The sequence below is a fragment of the Ruegeria sp. YTSC192 genome, from assembly GCF_059609705.1.
Genome location: NZ_JBXWMG010000009.1, coordinates 53166 through 69112, shown reverse-complemented (window position 1 = coordinate 69112; position 15947 = coordinate 53166). Strand labels below are relative to the sequence as shown.

Here is a 15947-nt window from a genome sequence, read left to right as displayed (position 1 = left end):
CATTGCCGCTGGACCAACTGGCCCCAATTCGCTAATCGGCATGGACTGATAGCGAAAACAGGAGCCCCCATGTCCGGACACGGCACGCCCATCCCGATGACCTCGCATCCCTGCGGCCCGTTGAACGGAACGGCTGAGGTGCCCGGCGACAAGTCGATCTCGCACCGGTCGTTGATCCTTGGCGCAATGGCGGTTGGGGAAACCAAGATCTCGGGCCTGCTTGAGGGCGAGGATGTTCTGGACACCGCCAAGGCCATGCGCGCCTTTGGGGCCGAAGTAACCGACCATGGTGGTGGTGAATGGACAGTGCGTGGTGTTGGCGTCGGCGGCTTTGCCGAACCCGATCAGGTGATCGACTGCGGCAACTCGGGCACCGGTGTGCGGCTGATCATGGGCGCTATGGCGACGTGTCCGATCACGGCGACCTTTACGGGTGATGCCAGCCTGAACAAACGTCCGATGGCGCGAGTCACTGATCCGCTTGCGCTGTTCGGCACACAATCGGTTGGCCGCTCGGGTGGACGTCTGCCGATGACCATCGTGGGCGCGGCGGATCCGACCCCGGTCCGCTATGAGGTGCCGGTTCCTTCGGCGCAGGTGAAATCTGCTGTACTGCTGGCCGGCCTGAACGCCCCCGGCAAAACCGTTGTGGTTGAGAAAGAAGCCACCCGTGACCACTCGGAACGGATGCTGGCCGGTTTCGGAGCCGAGATCACCGTTGAGGATACAGGCGAGGGGCGGGTGATCACCCTGACCGGTCGGCCTGAGCTGAAACCTCAGGTCATTGCCGTCCCGCGTGACCCGTCCAGCGCGGCTTTCCCGGTTTGCGCGGCGCTGATCACCCCCGGTTCGGACGTTCTGGTGCCCGGCATCGGCCTGAACCCGACCCGTGCGGGCCTGTTTACAACGCTGCGTGAAATGGGTGCGGATCTGACCTATGAAAACGAACGCGAAGAAGGCGGTGAGCCGGTTGCCGATCTGCGCGCCAAATACTCGCCCAACATGAAGGGGATCGAGGTCCCGGCCGAGCGCGCCGCCTCGATGATCGATGAATACCCGGTGCTGTCCGTGGTTGCCGCGAACGCGACCGGCACCACGATGATGGGCGGCGTGAAAGAGCTGCGCGTCAAGGAAAGCGACCGGATCGACGCGATGGCGCGCGGGTTGCGGGCCAATGGCGTGACCGTGAATGAAGGCGACGATTGGTGGTCGGTCGAAGGGCTGGGCATCGGCAACATTCCCGGCGGCGGCACCTGCGAAAGCTTCCTGGACCATAGGATCGCGATGTCCTTCATGGTGATGGGCATGGGCGCGAAAACACCGGTCTCGGTCGATGACGGCGGACCAATCGCGACCTCTTTCCCGATCTTCGAACCGCTGATGGCCTCGCTGGGTGCCAAGGTCGAACGGACATGAGCTTTACCGTCGCCATTGATGGCCCAGCGGCGGCGGGCAAAGGGACGATCTCAAAAGGCGTCGCGGCGCATTTCGGGTTTGCGCATCTGGATACGGGACTGTTGTATCGTGCCGTAGGACGCCGCGTTTTGGATGGGGTTGATCCCGTCGCGGCGGCCCAGGCGCTGACCGCAGAAGAATTGGACCAAGGCGATCTGCGCACAGCTGAGATCGCGCAGGCGGCCTCAAAGGTTGCTGTCATCCCCGAGGTGCGCGCCGCGCTGGTCGATTTCCAACGCGCCTTTGCCCGACGTTCGGGCGGGGCAGTATTGGATGGGCGCGATATCGGAACGGTAATTTGCCCCGAGGCCGAGGTGAAGCTGTTCGTTACTGCCAGCGCCGAGGTGCGGGCCGAACGCCGGTTTCTGGAGCTTAGCGCCAAAGGGTCTGATGTAACCCGCGATCAGGTTCTGGCCGATGTGCGCGAACGGGATGCGCGCGATGCGGACCGCAGCACCGCCCCCATGAAGCCCGCCGAAGACGCCATTCTGCTGGACACGTCCGAGCTGAGCATCGACGACGCTCTGGCAAAGGCTGTCGGGGTCATTGCACAGAAAAGACCCGCAGCGTAGCGTCGCTGCGGGCCGTTGTCAGAGGGGATCAGAGTTCGCCGACGGCGATGCTCTTGATATTTGCCCACTGGTCGTCGGCGGTTTTGGCGGTGCCGGCGACATCTTTCAGGAAGGCGGCACGGGTTTCGGCGCTGAGGAACAGGAACAATTTGCCGTCCGCGATCAGGTACTGATCCGGGTCACCGTCGAACTTCTTGCCAACCGAAACACCGAACGAACAGAAGCCGCCGTGCTGGGGCAGGTAGGCTGCCGGGTTGGCCTCGAATGCTTCACGGTTTTCGGCGGTGGTAAAGTAGTAGGACGCGCCATCATAGGTGGCCGAGTGGCTGGCAAAGCCCTCAACCGGGTTGCCGCTGTCAATCAGCGCGACCAAATCCACCCCATGCGCAGCAAGCGGCGCGCCAGCCGCCGAGATGCCCTTGGACACGTTGATTTCATCGGCGGCAAAGGCTGGGGCCGACAGGGCGAGAGCAGCAACAAAAGCGGTGAAGACGAGCGATTTCATGTTTGTAGTCCTTTCATTTTCAGATCAGGGCCGAGGTGTCCCTCCGCCGATGTGACAAAGCTAGGATAGAAGATCTGTACGTGTAATCGCAGATGAGCCGCGAAACTGTGCAGATCGTTCAAACATCCGGATTGCATGCAAAGACACTTCACACAGCTTTGTTTGGTCAGTGACCCGGTTGCTATCTAAGGTAAGGGGGCAACTATGGGAGTGGCCTCATGATCCGACTAGCTGTGATTTTGTTCCTCATCGCCGGCGGCGCGAGTGCGCAACAGGCCGAACTACCCGTGCCTGAGGGCGAGCCTTTGATGACCTATGAGCGGTTGGGCAGGATCCTCTTTGCGCTTGATCCAGAGACGCAGCCCAGCGGGCCGGGGTTCGAGATCACCGTTGCGGATGTGCCGGTTCTGGTGATCACCGATGTCTCGGCGGACCGAATGCGGGCCATGGTGCCCATCAGCAGCACGGCCGATCTGTCGACAGAAGATCTGCAACGGATGATGCAGGCCAATTTCGACAGCACGCTGGACGCGCGCTATGCGATTGCCAATGGCACTTTGTGGGCCGTGTTCATCCACCCACTGTCGCCGCTCAAAAAAGATCAGTTGATCTCGGGCCTGGCGCAAACCGTGAACATCGCCAACACCTATGGCACCCTGTATTCCGGCGGTGCGGCTGAATTCGGAGGAGGTGATAGCGGCGATCTTCAACGAGCCCTAATCGACGACCTTCTGAAAAAGGGCGAGGAGATCTGAAGCCCGAGTTTGAGCGCATTTCAATTTGGCACATCCCTGCCTTGACGGGTTGTTCGAGCTCTCAATTTGAGCTGAAAAAGCCAGATAAATCCTGTTAAGATTTTGCTTTTTAAATGAAAAAGGAAGTTTCGATAGGACTCTAGTCAGATGTAACAAAAATGTTATGCTCCGCTGACAAGCAAAAAAGGGAAGGCTGCTGGAAACCTCCGAAAAAGGGGGAAGTGGCCACAAAATTCCCTAAGCCAACAGGGACAGACAAACATGACCAAACGTTTGCGTAAGATCACCATCGTGGGTGGTGGGACCGCGGGCTGGATGACCGCGTTGATTTTGGAGATGGTGCTGTCGCGCACCTCCGCGCCTAAAGATCGCCCACGTATCTGCCTGATCGAAAGCCCCAATATCTCGACCGTCGGTGTGGGCGAGGCAACGGTTCCCAGAATGCCGGTCACGCTCAGGCAGGCGGGTATATCGGAACGGGATTTCTTTCGCGAAACCAATGCGTCTTTCAAGCTGGGCGTAAAGTTCTGCAATTGGAACAAGGATGCTAAAGGCAATCGCATCGACTATGTGAACCCTTTTGCCCATGGTCAGATGCTGGAGGGGTTGGAGGCGGCCGAGTATTTCGTGCGCTTTGGCAATGGGGATCGGGATTTCACCCAGTCCATCTCGCCGCATGACGATTTGGGGCGGATGTGCAAAGGCGCGCGGCCGTTGGGCGCGCCTGAATTCGAGCAGCGGTTCGGATACGCCTATCACCTGGACGCCGTGAAATTCGCGGGCATGCTGACCAAGGTCTGCACCAAACGTGGTGTTGAACACATTCAGGACGAAGTGCAGTCGGTCGAGCTGGATGAGCAGGGCAATGTCAGCCATCTGATGCTCGAGCGCAAAGGCCGTCATGACATTGAAATGGTCATTGACTGCACCGGGTTCCGCGGGTTGATCATCAATCAGGCCTTGGGTGAGCCCTTCATGGACTATTCGGACTATTTGCCGAATGACCGGGCCATGGCGTTGCAGATTGAACATCCAGATCCGGAAAAGATCGAAAGCCTGACCCGATCCACCGCGCTTGGTGCGGGTTGGACATGGCGAGTGCCGCTCTTCAACCGTGTGGGGACGGGCTATGTATTCTCATCCGCGCACCGGACGGATGATCAGGCGGCGGATGAATACCTTGAGTGGCTGGGCGACAGCGGCAAGGGCCTGACGCCGCGCGTGATCCCGATGCGCGTTGGGCGTGTGCGCAACGCATGGGTCAAGAACTGTGTCGCGATCGGCTTGTCTGGCGGGTTCATCGAGCCGTTGGAAAGCACCGCGATCCACATGATCGATCATGCCGTGCGCTGGTTTGCCGAGCATCTGCCGACGCAGGACATCGAACCGGCCTTGCGGACGCGCTACAACCGACAGATGGACAAGCTCTATAACGAGGTGTTGGAGTTCATCTGTCTGCACTACCGCCTTGGTAACCGCACCGATGATCAATACTGGATTGATGCGCGGACCGAAATGAAACTGCCTGACCGGTTGGCCGAGAACCTTGAACTCTGGCAGCATCGCTTGCCGATGGAGCATGATATCGAGTTCGTATCCCTGTTCGATCATCGCGTCTATCAGACGGTTCTGTTGGGCAAACAGGTTTATGATACGGGCTATGGCGAAGGTATCCGCGACCGACTGCGGCCCTTGAAGAAACCGATCTGGTTCCATTGGTGGAAGGGCGCGCGCATGCATCTCAATGAGATTCTGCAAACAATGCCGGATCACAAAACGCTTCTGCGCGATATTCGGGGTGAGTTGGAGAAGCCAGCCTTTGGCAAGGCGGCTGCAGTGAAGCCCACGGTGGCCATGCCAGACACCATGCCCGCCCCGGCGAGGATCCAGAACATGCCGAACCTGGCCGAGATTCAAAGCGGCGCAAAGGATTTGCAGTTGTTCTGATCATTTTGAGCAAGGTAGAGGGAGCAAAGAACTTTGCGTCAACGTTCCCTTATTTGCTTGGCTTTTCAGAGTGACACTTAGTTGCTTGGCTATGGGAATAGGCGGCTGTGGATGCTACTGGAAACTGTTGCCCATGCGCAACGCTGGGCAAATAGTTAACCAATTGTGAAGCAACCCAAGGCTTCTGCCGGATGTCCTGATATGTTGACCCCTGTATTTTTGGTACCAGTAAAGTGTGTTGAAATGAAAATGCTGATGATGACCGTGTTATGCGGTCTGTTTCTTGCCTCAAGCGTGTTGGCTGAAACGAAACTAACGCTTCGTGGTGGGTACAGCTCTGCGACGTCAGATTACCCTTACGCTTACGACTCCAATGAAGATTTGGTTGTTGGATCGAATTTCGGCGATGGGGCGTATGGTTACGTTGCCCTGTCTGATAGCGATCTGTTCGGATCTTTTGGCGGTGAACTATCGTTTACATTCTACCGCATCACGGGTGATGACGACTACATAGGGCCGGTCGGTGACAGGACGTTCGACATCATTGGCCTGTCCCATACCCTCGGAATGGATGCCGCAAGAACGTCTAACACGACTCGGTTCTCGCAAGTCCGACTTTTGGCGACGCGACAACTCCCATCAACCGGGATCGAAGTTCTGGGTGGTCTTGGGATTCTTGACTTTTCCTCCAGATCGTATGGTCGGATGTTTTTCGCGACTGAATATTCGGCTCAGCGGCGTGAGAGCCTCTATTCAGGTGTCGGAGCAGTTTTCGGTGCCCGCAAGGAATTCGCCCTGACTAACGCGGCCGTTTTGCGGCTTGAGGGGTTTGCAGGTGCTTATACAGGCGACCGAGAACTGAGAATCGAGGACGCGTGGCTATCCAACGCCGGGGAATTGACGCGCAAAGAGCGCCAAACAGTTTATTCTTTGGATCTGGCCGCCAGCATTGCCGTGCCGGTCAGGCAGCTTGTTGATGGAGGGGCGCTCGAAATTGGTGTCGGGTACACAAAGCTGTTCAATGTCATGGACACCACGAATTACAATACGACCACGCGCAACACCCATGGCGCGACCGGATCGCGGAGCAGCGACGTGGACGCATTCTCGCTCTTCGTCGGTCTGCAAATTCCGCTGTAGGCAGAACATCGCTTGAGGCCTTGCCTGTTTGGGGCGAAGCCTCTATAGACGCACCGTCCACAAGGTGAAAACACCGGAAAATTGAGAGAGCGAGCAGGGTCGGAACAACCGACCCTCTTTGTTTTTCGGTAACCGTGACCAAATAGTCCCGTCGCAGATGGGCATCAAACAAGACCGGCGGAGACAACCGCTCGGCCAGCAAAAACGTATGTAAAGGAAATGAACGCCACATGGCTGATACAACTATGGAGGAATTCGAAGCCCTCCTGAACGAAAGCTTCGAAATGGACACGCCCGAAGAGGGTTCTGTTGTCAAAGGCAAGGTTCTGGCGATCGAAGCCGGCCAGGCCATCATCGACGTAGGCTACAAAATGGAAGGCCGCGTTGATCTGAAAGAATTCGCAAATCCCGGCGAAGCCCCTGAAATTGCTGTTGGTGACGAGGTAGAAGTCTACCTGCGTGCCGCAGAAAACGCCCGTGGCGAAGCTGTCATCTCGCGCGAGATGGCCCGCCGTGAAGAGGCATGGGACCGTCTGGAAAAAGCATATGCCGACGACCAGCGCGTCGAAGGCGCAATCTTTGGTCGCGTCAAAGGTGGCTTCACCGTCGATCTGGGCGGCGCAGTTGCGTTCCTGCCCGGCTCGCAGGTTGATGTGCGCCCCGTACGCGACGCTGGCCCGCTGATGGGTCTGAAGCAGCCGTTCCAGATTCTGAAAATGGACCGCCGCCGTGGCAACATCGTTGTGTCGCGCCGCGCAATCCTGGAAGAATCGCGTGCCGAACAGCGTGCCGAAGTTATCGGCAACCTGTCCGAAGGTCAGACCGTCGAAGGTGTTGTCAAGAACATCACCGAATACGGTGCATTTGTTGACCTGGGCGGCGTTGACGGCTTGCTGCACGTCACCGACATGGCATGGCGCCGTGTGAACCACCCGTCCGAGATCCTGACGATCGGCGAAACCATCAATGTTCAGGTCATCAAGATCAACAAAGAGACCCACCGCATCAGCCTGGGCATGAAGCAGCTGCAGGAAGATCCATGGGATCTGGTTGCTGCCAAGTACCCGCTGAGCTCGGTCCATCAGGGTCGTGTTACCAACATCACCGACTACGGCGCATTCGTCGAGCTGGAAGCCGGTGTCGAAGGTCTGGTGCACGTGTCCGAGATGTCCTGGACCAAGAAAAACGTCCACCCCGGCAAGATCGTTTCGACCAGCCAGGAAGTCGACGTCATGGTTCTGGAAATCGACGGCGCCAAGCGTCGCGTGTCTCTGGGCCTGAAGCAGACCATGCGCAACCCATGGGAAGTGTTTGCAGAAACGCACCCCGAGGGCACCGAAGTCGAAGGCGAAGTCAAGAACATCACCGAATTCGGTCTGTTCATTGGCCTCGAAGGCGACATCGACGGCATGGTTCACCTGTCCGACCTTTCGTGGGACGAGCGTGGCGAAGATGCGATCCAGAACTACCGCAAAGGCGACATGGTTTCGGCTGTTGTCTCGGAAGTTGACGTTGAAAAAGAACGTATCTCGCTGTCGATCAAAGCCCTGGGTGGCGACAAGTTCGCCGAAGCCGTGGGCGGCGTGAAGCGTGGCTCGATCATCACCGTTGAAGTCACCGCGATCGAAGATGGCGGCATCGAGGTCGAATACGAAGGCATGAAGTCGTTCATCCGTCGTTCGGACCTGTCGCGTGACCGTGCTGAGCAGCGCCCCGAGCGTTTCTCGGTCAGCGACAAGATCGACGTGCGCGTCACCAATGTCGACAGCAAGACCCGCCGTCTGGGCCTGTCGATCAAGGCACGCGAGATCGCCGAAGAGAAAGAAGCCGTGGAACAGTACGGTTCTTCCGACTCGGGTGCATCGCTGGGCGATATCCTGGGTGCAGCGCTGAAATCCGGCGACTAAACCCGGTCTCTGACCCGAAAGAATTTGGCGGCCCCGAACATAGGTTCGGGGCCGTTTTTGTTGCGAATCAACAAGTTCCCCAATTGGGCGATAAAACGTACATCCCGTGTGCATGAACGGGATTTTGGGTATTCAAGAGAAAAATCATGCGAGATTGCTTGAAATAGCCGCCTCAACACACAGAGTTTACGTTCCCCCGAACCCGGTTTTTTTCTATACTGTCCAGAACACTAGAGATGGTAAACCGGTCGCCTGGGAGGGTAGCGCGCATGATCCGTTCTGAATTGATTCAAAAAATTGCTGATGAAAACCCGCATTTATATCAGCGCGATGTCGAGCGGATTGTGAATACAGTATTCGAGGAAGTCACCGACGCGATGTCGCGCGGTGACAGGGTCGAGTTGCGCGGATTTGGCGCGTTCTCGGTGAAAAAGCGCGATGCCCGTGTAGGTCGCAATCCCCGCACCGGTGAAACCGTGCAGGTCGAAGAAAAATGCGTACCATTTTTCAAGACGGGCAAGTTGCTTAGGGACCGATTGAACGGTAAAGCCTGACCTTATGATGCGCTACATTCGATATGCTTTTCTGGGGACTTTGGGGATCATCCTGATCTCGGTCTCTCTTGCCAATGTGGAATCCGTGGAACTCAAGCTGATGCCGGATCCTCTGGCCGAGTTGCTGGGATTCAATCTGGCCACCTCTCTGCCGCTGTTTCTGGTGGTTCTGGGGGGTGTTGTGGCCGGTCTGGTCATCGGGTTCCTGTGGGAATGGATGCGCGAGCACAAGCATCGTCGCGATGCGACCGTCAAGAAAGGCGAAGTGCGCAAGCTTGAGCGTGAGGTCAAGAAGCTCAAGAAAAAGCAGAATGAAGGCAAGGACGAGGTTCTCGCCATTCTGGATGAGGCAAGCTGAGCCAAAGCAATGCCTGATGTGTCTGTAAAAATCTGCGGTTTGACCGCCCCTGATCACGTGCGCGCTGCGGTTGATGCGGGTGCGCGGTATCTGGGGTTCAACTTTTTCGCCAAATCCCCCCGCTATGTCTCGCCCCAACAGGCCGCCGAGTTGGCGAACCATGTGCCGGCGGGCGTGGCCAAGGTGGCTTTGGTGGTGAATGCCTCGGATGAGGTGCTGGACAGCATTACCCAGAACGCTCCGTTCGATATCCTGCAGCTGCATGGGGGCGAGGCGGTTGAGCGTGTGCAGCAGATCAAGGATCGATACGGGCTGCCGGTGATGAAGGTGATCGGGGTGGCCGATGAGACCGACCTGGCCGCCATTGATGCGTTCAGTGATGTGGCGGATCAGCTATTGATTGACGCTAAGCCACCAAAGAACGCCGTTCTGCCCGGAGGCAATGGCTTGGCCTTTGACTGGCGTCTGCTGGCGGGCCGCAAATATTGGCGCAAGCCGTGGATGCTGGCCGGTGGCCTGACCCCCGACAATGTGGCCGAGGCGATCCGCATGACCGGTGCGAGGCAGGTTGATGTCGCATCCGGCGTTGAAAGCGCGCCGGGGGTGAAGGATGCCACCCTGATGAAGGCCTTCATCGACGCGACAAAGTGACCTGATCAGCCGGACGCGCCCAGCAGGGGTCAGATACGTTTTGCCATGGCAAAACCAGCCGCTACCTCCTATGAACAACGTGTACGACGCGGGAGACTTCCATGGCCAACGATCTTTTCAATTCCTTCATGTCCGGCCCTGATGAACAGGGACGTTTTGGCATTTTCGGCGGACGGTTCGTCAGCGAAACGCTGATGCCGCTGATCCTGTCGCTGGAAGAGGAATATGACCGCGCCAAGGATGATCCAACCTTCTGGGCCGAGATGGACGATTTGTGGGCCAATTATGTGGGCCGCCCGTCGCCTCTGTATTACGCCGAACGCCTGACCGAGCATCTGGGCGGGGCGAAGATTTACCTCAAACGTGATGAGCTGAACCATACCGGCGCGCACAAGATCAACAACGTGCTGGGCCAGATCATTCTGGCACGCCGCATGGGCAAGACCCGGATCATCGCAGAAACCGGGGCAGGGCAGCACGGCGTGGCCACGGCCACCGTCTGTGCCAAGTTCGGCTTGAAATGTATCGTCTATATGGGCGCCCATGACGTGCAGCGCCAGGCGCCGAACGTGTTCCGCATGCGTCTGCTAGGGGCCGAGGTGATTCCCGTAACCTCGGGCCGTGGGACGCTGAAGGACGCGATGAACGACGCGCTGCGCGACTGGGTGACCAATGTGCGCGACACGTTCTATTGCATCGGCACCGTGGCCGGTCCGCACCCGTACCCGGCTATGGTGCGCGACTTCCAGTCGATCATCGGCAAAGAAGCCAAAGAGCAGATGATGAAGGCCGAGGGCCGTTTACCCGATACGATCATTGCCGCCATCGGCGGTGGCTCGAACGCGATGGGCCTGTTCTACCCGTTCCTCGATGACAAATCGGTCAACATCATCGGAGTCGAAGCCGGTGGCAAAGGCGTGAACGAGAAGATGGAGCATTGCGCCTCGCTGACAGGTGGTCGTCCGGGTGTGCTGCATGGCAACCGCACCTACCTGCTGCAGGACGATGATGGCCAGATCCTCGAGGGCTATTCGATCTCGGCCGGTCTGGACTATCCGGGCATCGGGCCTGAGCATTCGTGGCTGAACGATATCGGCCGCGCGAACTATGTCGCCATCACCGACAAAGAGGCGCTTGAGGCGTTCCAACTATGCTGTGCCACCGAAGGCATCATCCCCGCGCTAGAGCCCAGCCACGCTCTGGCCCATGTAATGAAGATCGCACCCGATCTGCCGAAGGATCACCTGATCTGCATGAATATGTGCGGACGCGGAGACAAGGACGTGCAGACTGTGGCGAAATATCTGGACTTCGACATGTCGGATACTGAGGGCCGCTCGGCGGATTGATCTCTGACAGACCGTAACAGAAAGAACCGACCCCAAGAGCGGGGCCGTTTTTTTGCCGCTCGTGCAGACCGGTTTCAAACCGCTCAACCTACGGCGGTCCCCTCCGCTCGGATAATGTCTTCCTGTTCCCCGCCTGCCGTCAATTGGCGCGCGCTGCGTGTTGGTGCAGGATGTCCAGCGGCACGATTTCAAGCGCGCGCTGATGCGTGGCCTCAAGATGCACCTTGGGCGCACAGCCTTCGTCATGCGCCTGAAGAAAGCGACCGGCGCAAAGACACCAGCTGTCCCCGGGGTTGAGGCCCGGAAAGTTGAACTCGGGCCGAGGGGTGCTGAGGTCGTTGCCGACATATTTCGAATAGGCCAAAAACTCGGCCGTCATGACGGCGCAGACGGTGTGGCTGCCTTGATCCTCGATGCAGGTGTTGCAGGCTCCGTCCCGGAAGAACCCGGTCAACGGGTCTTTCGAGCAATCGGCCAGGACTCCTCCGAGAACATTGATGCTGTCTTCTTTCTGCATAAGGCTCACCTTACAGGCTTTGCGCGATACTGCGGAACATTTCGACATTCTCTTCGTTGACGCCCGGATCACGGAATTTGCGATCCGCGCCGGTTGTCATGATGAGAACGCCACGAGGCTGGTCGAAATACATATATTGCCCATAGACCCCGCGGGCCAGAAATTCTCCTTCATGCGCGCCAACGGGGATCCACCATTGATAGCCGTAGCCGATCTTTCCGGGCTCGGTCGGGGCGCTGGGCCAGGTTGATTCCTTGATCCATTCCGCGGGTACCAGCTGCTCGCCGTCATGTTCTCCGCCCTGCAGGATCACTTGGCCGAAGCGCGCGAAGTCGCGGGTGGTGAAGTTGAGACCACCCAGCACAAACGCCACGCCAGCGCCGTCGGTGACATAGTAGCCGTCGCGCTCCAATCCCAGGGGCTGCACGATCTTCTCGGTCATAAGGTCGGTGACGCTGCGCCCGGTGGCCCCCCGTATCACCATGCCGATGACATGCGTGTCGATCGACACATACTGCCAGCTCTCGCCAGGTTCGATGAAGCTGTCCTGTAGCGCGATGGTGAAATCATCCAATTCGCCCCCGAGAGCCAAAACGCGGCCCATCCGGTTGATGTCAGAGTTCGGGTCAAAATAGTCCTCGTCAAAGACCACCCCGCTGGCCATATTCAGCACGTTGCGGATCGAGGCGGTCTCATAGGCACTGCCGGTCAGGGTGGGCGCGTATTTCACCACCGGATCATCAAGCGATGTGATCACGCCTTCGTCCAGCAGAATCCCCAGAAGCGCCGAAAGATAGCTTTTCGCGACCGACCAGGAGATCCGGCGATCGTCGGGACCTGTCCCCAGATAATATTCCTCGAACCGGATCTGGCCGTCCTGCATCACCAGAAGCGAGGTCACGGCGCGATCCTCGATCCAGTCATCGGTCCCTTCGGGCAGGTCAAAACCGGGGCCGTAGGGCAGCTCCCACGTTGGGCCGTTGCCTCGGGGCAGGTTGGCGGTCAGGAAAGCCTCATCCATGTGAGAGAAATTCTGGACGATCTTCTCTTCGGAAAACAGAGAGTTAACGGCCAATAGTCGTTGAATTTCTTCGCGTTTCCAGACGCCAACAACCACTGCGGCCAGGACCAATGCCAGAGTGATCCGCAACACCCATTTGAACAGAGCTTTCATGAAATGCCTCCCTCTCCGTTGATATAGGAGCGCGAGACGCCGCATTCCGCAATCAAGACCTTACGGCACCAAGGGCGCAGGTTATTTGAACTTGTCCAGCAGCTTTTGCATGGCCAAGCGGTTTTCCTCTTCGGGCACAGGCTTCGCCTCGGGTTTTGGGGCCGATTTTGCGGGCTTTGGCGAGGTCGAAGAGCGAGGCGGTGCGGTGCGCAAAGCAACGGCATTCATGAACTTGCCGCCGTCACCATCCGCCAGATGGCCCGCGCCGTCTGCAACGCCGCGCAGTACGTCCTCCAGCCAGTCCCCATCGGCCTTGGCAAAGTCACCCAGAACATGGGGCGAGACCATCTCTTTCCGCCCGGGATGTCCGATGCCCAAACGCACACGATCATAGGCCGGGCTGATATGCTCATGAATGGATCGCAGCCCATTGTGCCCGGCATGTCCGCCGCCCGCCTTGACCCGCACCTTGCCGGGGGCAAGGTCCAGCTCGTCATGGAAAACGGTCACATCAGTTGAGTCGAGCTTGTAAAACCGCATCGCCTCGCCCACAGATTGACCCGAGCGGTTCATGAAGGTCTGGGGTTTGATCAGTAGCACCTTCTCATGCCCAAGACGCCCCTCGGCAATTTCGGCCTGAAACTTGGATTTCCACGGGCCAAAGCTGTGATCGTCGGCAATCCGATCGACGGCCATGAAACCGATATTGTGCCGGTTGCGGGCGTATTTTGAGCCCGGGTTCCCCAATCCGACGAACAGCTTCATGCCTTGATCCTTTGTTGAGCGCCTTCAGTACAAACCGGTGATGGCACAAAGCGGCCCGCATTTTCCAGCCCGTTCCAAAAAGAAAACGGGGCCCGATGCGGGGCCCCGTCTGTCCATTCGAAACCGGTAGTTTCGTCTTATTCTTCTTCCTGACCGACGACTTCAACTTCGTCTGCAGCCACTTCTTCACCTTCGTCGTCGTCGCTGGTCGACAGACCGGTCGGAGCCGAGATGTTGGCGATTACGAAATCACGGTCGATGGTCGGTTTGGTGCCAGCAGGCAGGTCGACCGACGAGATCGTGACAACGTCGTTGATGTTCAGACCGGTCAGATCGATGGTGATCTTCTCAGGAATATCACCGGCGGTGCAAACCAGTTCAACCTCGGGGCGGACAACGGTCAGAACGCCACCCTTCTTGATGCCGGGTGCTTCTTCCTCGTTGACGAACTCAACGGGGATGAACAGCGCGATCTTGGTGGTCCGACGCAGGCGCATCAGGTCCAGGTGGGTCGGCAGGTCTTTGACAACGTCGCGCTGAACGTCGCGGCAGATGACGCGGACGTCTTCGTGGCCTTCAACTTTCAGGTTCCACAGGGTCGACTTGAACCGGCCAGCTTTCAGACGCTTGAACAGTTCGTTAAACGGGACCTTGATTGCCAGCGGCTCTTTGTCGCCACCGAATACAACGCCCGGAACCATGCCTTCGCGGCGAGTCTGACGAGCGGCGCCCTTGCCTGTCCCCGTCCGTTCCAGAGCTACGAGATCAGGAATCTCTCCAGCCATGATATATTCTCCAATGTTAGGGCGGGCATCCTCCAAGGCTGTATGCCCGCGTGAAGCCGCGTCCTTAGCTTGTTTCTTGTGGTTTGGAAAGCAATATTTTGCGAGGCTCTGCCTCGCGCTCCGAGGTATTTTCAAACAGAAGAAGATGCGAGGCGCCCGTTGCTTCTTCTGTTCAGAAATACCTCGGGGGAGTCGCCCCTGCAGGGGCGGCGGGGGCAGCGCCCCCGATACCGGTTCAGCTTTGCCAGCGCCCGCCGAAATCCTCGGGCACAAGCAGGTTGTGGCGACCCAGATCAGTGACATTGCGCTCGCCGCACAGGGCCATTGTGGTATCAAGCTCTTTCTGAATGACGTCCAAGGCGGTTGTCACACCGGATTGACCCATCGCGCCCAGCCCATAGATGAAAGCGCGGCCGATATAGGTGCCCTTTGCCCCCAGCGCCAAGGCTTTCAATACGTCCTGACCGGACCGGATGCCGCTGTCCAGATGCACTTCGACATCTCCGCCGACAGCGTCCATGATCTGTGGTAACACGCGGATTGAACTCAGCGCGCCGTCCAGTTGTCGGCCCCCGTGATTCGACACAATGATAGCATCTGCGCCGAGTTTGGCGGCCATCTTTGCGTCCTCGGCGTCGAGTATGCCTTTCAGGATCACTTTGCCGCCCCATTGCTTCATCAGCTTTTCGACCTTGGTCCAGTCGAGGCTGGGGTCAAATTGCTCAGCCGTCCACGCGCCCAGGGATGAGGCGTCGGAGATACCTTCGACATGGCCGACGATGTTGCCGAACTCACGCCGCTGGGCTTGCAACATCTCGATACCCCATGACCATTTTGTCATCAGGTTGGCGATTGTTTTGGGGGTGAGTTTTGGCGGGGCGGAAAGGCCGTTCTTCAGGTCTTTGTGGCGCTGTCCCAGAATCTGCAGATCCAGCGTAATCACCAGCGCGGAACACTTTGCGTCTTTGGCCCGCTGGATCAGACGGCTGACATAGTCTTCGTCCTTCATGGTATAGAGCTGAAACCAGAACGGTTTGCTGGTGTATTCGGCCACATCCTCGATCGAGTTGATGGACATGGTTGAAAGGGTGAAGGGCACACCGAACTCCTCGGCGGCTTTGGCGGCTTTCATTTCCCCGTCCGCGTGTTGCATGCCGGTCAGCCCGACAGGGGCAAGCGCGACCGGAAGCGCCACGTCTTCGCCAATCATCTGCGATGCGGTCGACCGGCCCGCCATATCCACCGCTACCCTTTGGCGCAGGCGGATTTTCTCGAAATCCGAACTGTTCTCGCGAAAGGTCTGCTCGGTCCAGCTTCCGCTTTCCGCGTAGTCGTAGAACATGCGGGGCACACGGCGTTCGTAGATCCGTCGCAGGTCTTCAATCGTCGTAATCACGGGCATGTTCCGGAACCTTCCTTGAATTGTCCCGAATTGTGTAACCGGCTAAAGCGCAGTTTCGCAACGCCGTCGCGCAATCAAAAAACGCGGCTGTCCCATGTCAGCCGCGCCTCA

16 protein-coding genes are annotated in these 15947 nt (G+C 58.1%); 10 read left to right on the top strand and 6 right to left on the bottom strand.

The genetic code is table 11. The annotated features are described in order from the left end of the window. The first annotated feature begins 69 nt into the window (after positions 1-69). Both aroA and cmk read left to right on the top strand, forming a co-directional pair. Positions 70-1416, top strand: coding sequence for a 3-phosphoshikimate 1-carboxyvinyltransferase (aroA, locus tag AC2FD8_RS13755; RefSeq protein ID WP_496857017.1), 1347 nt, complete (start codon positions 70-72; stop codon positions 1414-1416). Beyond that, positions 1413-2027, top strand: coding sequence for a (d)CMP kinase (gene cmk, locus AC2FD8_RS13750; RefSeq protein ID WP_496857019.1), 615 nt, complete (start codon positions 1413-1415; stop codon positions 2025-2027). Before aroA ends, cmk begins: the two co-directional genes overlap by 4 nt. A 28-nt stretch (positions 2028-2055) precedes the next feature. Here the strand turns inward: cmk and AC2FD8_RS13745 are convergent, their stop codons facing one another. Continuing rightward, on the bottom strand, positions 2056-2532 hold the full coding sequence (locus tag AC2FD8_RS13745) for a YHS domain-containing (seleno)protein (RefSeq protein ID WP_496857021.1): 477 nt from the start codon (positions 2530-2532) through the stop codon (positions 2056-2058). Between the two features lie 218 nt (positions 2533-2750). Between AC2FD8_RS13745 and AC2FD8_RS13740 the strand changes: the two genes are divergently transcribed. From AC2FD8_RS13740 to trpB, 8 genes are all read left to right on the top strand, one after another. Continuing rightward, the gene (locus tag AC2FD8_RS13740; protein ID WP_496857023.1) at positions 2751-3287 is read left to right on the top strand and encodes a hypothetical protein; all 537 of its coding nucleotides are present in this window, start codon (positions 2751-2753) and stop codon (positions 3285-3287) included. A gap of 261 nt (positions 3288-3548) precedes the next feature. After that, entirely contained in the window at positions 3549-5234 is a 1686-nt protein-coding gene (locus tag AC2FD8_RS13735; RefSeq protein ID WP_496857025.1) for a tryptophan halogenase family protein, read from the top strand. Between the two features lie 249 nt (positions 5235-5483). Further along, positions 5484-6374: a hypothetical protein gene (locus AC2FD8_RS13730; RefSeq protein WP_496857027.1), complete on the top strand. Its 891-nt coding sequence runs from the start codon at positions 5484-5486 to the stop codon at positions 6372-6374. Positions 6375-6604: 230 nt separating this feature from the next. Then, on the top strand, positions 6605-8281 hold the full coding sequence (gene rpsA / locus AC2FD8_RS13725) for a 30S ribosomal protein S1 (RefSeq protein ID WP_496857029.1): 1677 nt from the start codon (positions 6605-6607) through the stop codon (positions 8279-8281). Positions 8282-8550: 269 nt separating this feature from the next. Next, entirely contained in the window at positions 8551-8835 is a 285-nt protein-coding gene (gene ihfB, locus AC2FD8_RS13720; RefSeq protein WP_008758048.1) for an integration host factor subunit beta, read from the top strand. 7 nt (positions 8836-8842) lie between these two features. Beyond that, a complete protein-coding gene (locus tag AC2FD8_RS13715; protein WP_496857136.1) occupies positions 8843-9193 on the top strand; it encodes a lipopolysaccharide assembly protein LapA domain-containing protein in 351 nt (116 codons plus the stop codon). 9 nt (positions 9194-9202) lie between these two features. Continuing rightward, positions 9203-9844 carry a phosphoribosylanthranilate isomerase gene (locus AC2FD8_RS13710; protein ID WP_496857031.1) on the top strand — a complete coding sequence of 214 codons (642 nt, stop codon included), beginning with the start codon at positions 9203-9205 and terminating at the stop codon, positions 9842-9844. 101 nt (positions 9845-9945) lie between these two features. Further along, entirely contained in the window at positions 9946-11193 is a 1248-nt protein-coding gene (gene trpB / locus AC2FD8_RS13705; protein ID WP_496857033.1) for a tryptophan synthase subunit beta, read from the top strand. A 139-nt stretch (positions 11194-11332) separates the two neighbouring features. Here the strand turns inward: trpB and AC2FD8_RS13700 are convergent, their stop codons facing one another. The 5 genes from AC2FD8_RS13700 to AC2FD8_RS13680 form a co-directional block, all read right to left on the bottom strand. Then, on the bottom strand, positions 11333-11710 hold the full coding sequence (locus tag AC2FD8_RS13700) for a DUF2237 domain-containing protein (protein WP_170665802.1): 378 nt from the start codon (positions 11708-11710) through the stop codon (positions 11333-11335). A gap of 10 nt (positions 11711-11720) precedes the next feature. Further along, entirely contained in the window at positions 11721-12884 is a 1164-nt protein-coding gene (locus tag AC2FD8_RS13695; protein WP_496857035.1) for a serine hydrolase domain-containing protein, read from the bottom strand. Positions 12885-12965: 81 nt separating this feature from the next. Beyond that, the gene (gene pth / locus AC2FD8_RS13690) at positions 12966-13649 is read right to left on the bottom strand and encodes an aminoacyl-tRNA hydrolase (protein WP_496857037.1); all 684 of its coding nucleotides are present in this window, start codon (positions 13647-13649) and stop codon (positions 12966-12968) included. A 137-nt stretch (positions 13650-13786) separates the two neighbouring features. Beyond that, positions 13787-14434 (bottom strand): 50S ribosomal protein L25/general stress protein Ctc, encoded by a 648-nt coding sequence (locus AC2FD8_RS13685; RefSeq protein WP_496857039.1) that lies wholly within the window; start codon positions 14432-14434, stop codon positions 13787-13789. A gap of 235 nt (positions 14435-14669) precedes the next feature. Then, positions 14670-15836: an alpha-hydroxy acid oxidase gene (locus tag AC2FD8_RS13680; protein ID WP_496857041.1), complete on the bottom strand. Its 1167-nt coding sequence runs from the start codon at positions 15834-15836 to the stop codon at positions 14670-14672. Positions 15837-15947 lie beyond the last annotated feature (111 nt).

Excerpts from the sequence above, each read along its gene's own strand:
- rpsA (WP_496857029.1), top strand. The coding sequence starts at position 6,605 with ATGGCTGATACAACTATGGAGGAATTCGAAGCCCTCCTGAACGAAAGC.
- AC2FD8_RS13710 (WP_496857031.1), top strand. The coding sequence starts at position 9,203 with ATGCCTGATGTGTCTGTAAAAATCTGCGGTTTGACCGCCCCTGATCAC.
- AC2FD8_RS13735 (WP_496857025.1), top strand. The coding sequence starts at position 3,549 with ATGACCAAACGTTTGCGTAAGATCACCATCGTGGGTGGTGGGACCGCG.
- cmk (WP_496857019.1), top strand. The coding sequence starts at position 1,413 with ATGAGCTTTACCGTCGCCATTGATGGCCCAGCGGCGGCGGGCAAAGGG.
- AC2FD8_RS13715 (WP_496857136.1), top strand. The coding sequence starts at position 8,843 with ATGCGCTACATTCGATATGCTTTTCTGGGGACTTTGGGGATCATCCTG.
- trpB (WP_496857033.1), top strand. The coding sequence starts at position 9,946 with ATGGCCAACGATCTTTTCAATTCCTTCATGTCCGGCCCTGATGAACAG.
- AC2FD8_RS13700 (WP_170665802.1), bottom strand. The coding sequence starts at position 11,710 with ATGCAGAAAGAAGACAGCATCAATGTTCTCGGAGGAGTCCTGGCCGAT.
- pth (WP_496857037.1), bottom strand. The coding sequence starts at position 13,649 with ATGAAGCTGTTCGTCGGATTGGGGAACCCGGGCTCAAAATACGCCCGC.
- AC2FD8_RS13730 (WP_496857027.1), top strand. The coding sequence starts at position 5,484 with ATGCTGATGATGACCGTGTTATGCGGTCTGTTTCTTGCCTCAAGCGTG.
- AC2FD8_RS13695 (WP_496857035.1), bottom strand. The coding sequence starts at position 12,884 with ATGAAAGCTCTGTTCAAATGGGTGTTGCGGATCACTCTGGCATTGGTC.
- aroA (WP_496857017.1), top strand. The coding sequence starts at position 70 with ATGTCCGGACACGGCACGCCCATCCCGATGACCTCGCATCCCTGCGGC.
- ihfB (WP_008758048.1), top strand. The coding sequence starts at position 8,551 with ATGATCCGTTCTGAATTGATTCAAAAAATTGCTGATGAAAACCCGCAT.
- AC2FD8_RS13680 (WP_496857041.1), bottom strand. The coding sequence starts at position 15,836 with ATGCCCGTGATTACGACGATTGAAGACCTGCGACGGATCTACGAACGC.
- AC2FD8_RS13685 (WP_496857039.1), bottom strand. The coding sequence starts at position 14,434 with ATGGCTGGAGAGATTCCTGATCTCGTAGCTCTGGAACGGACGGGGACA.
- AC2FD8_RS13740 (WP_496857023.1), top strand. The coding sequence starts at position 2,751 with ATGATCCGACTAGCTGTGATTTTGTTCCTCATCGCCGGCGGCGCGAGT.
- AC2FD8_RS13745 (WP_496857021.1), bottom strand. The coding sequence starts at position 2,532 with ATGAAATCGCTCGTCTTCACCGCTTTTGTTGCTGCTCTCGCCCTGTCG.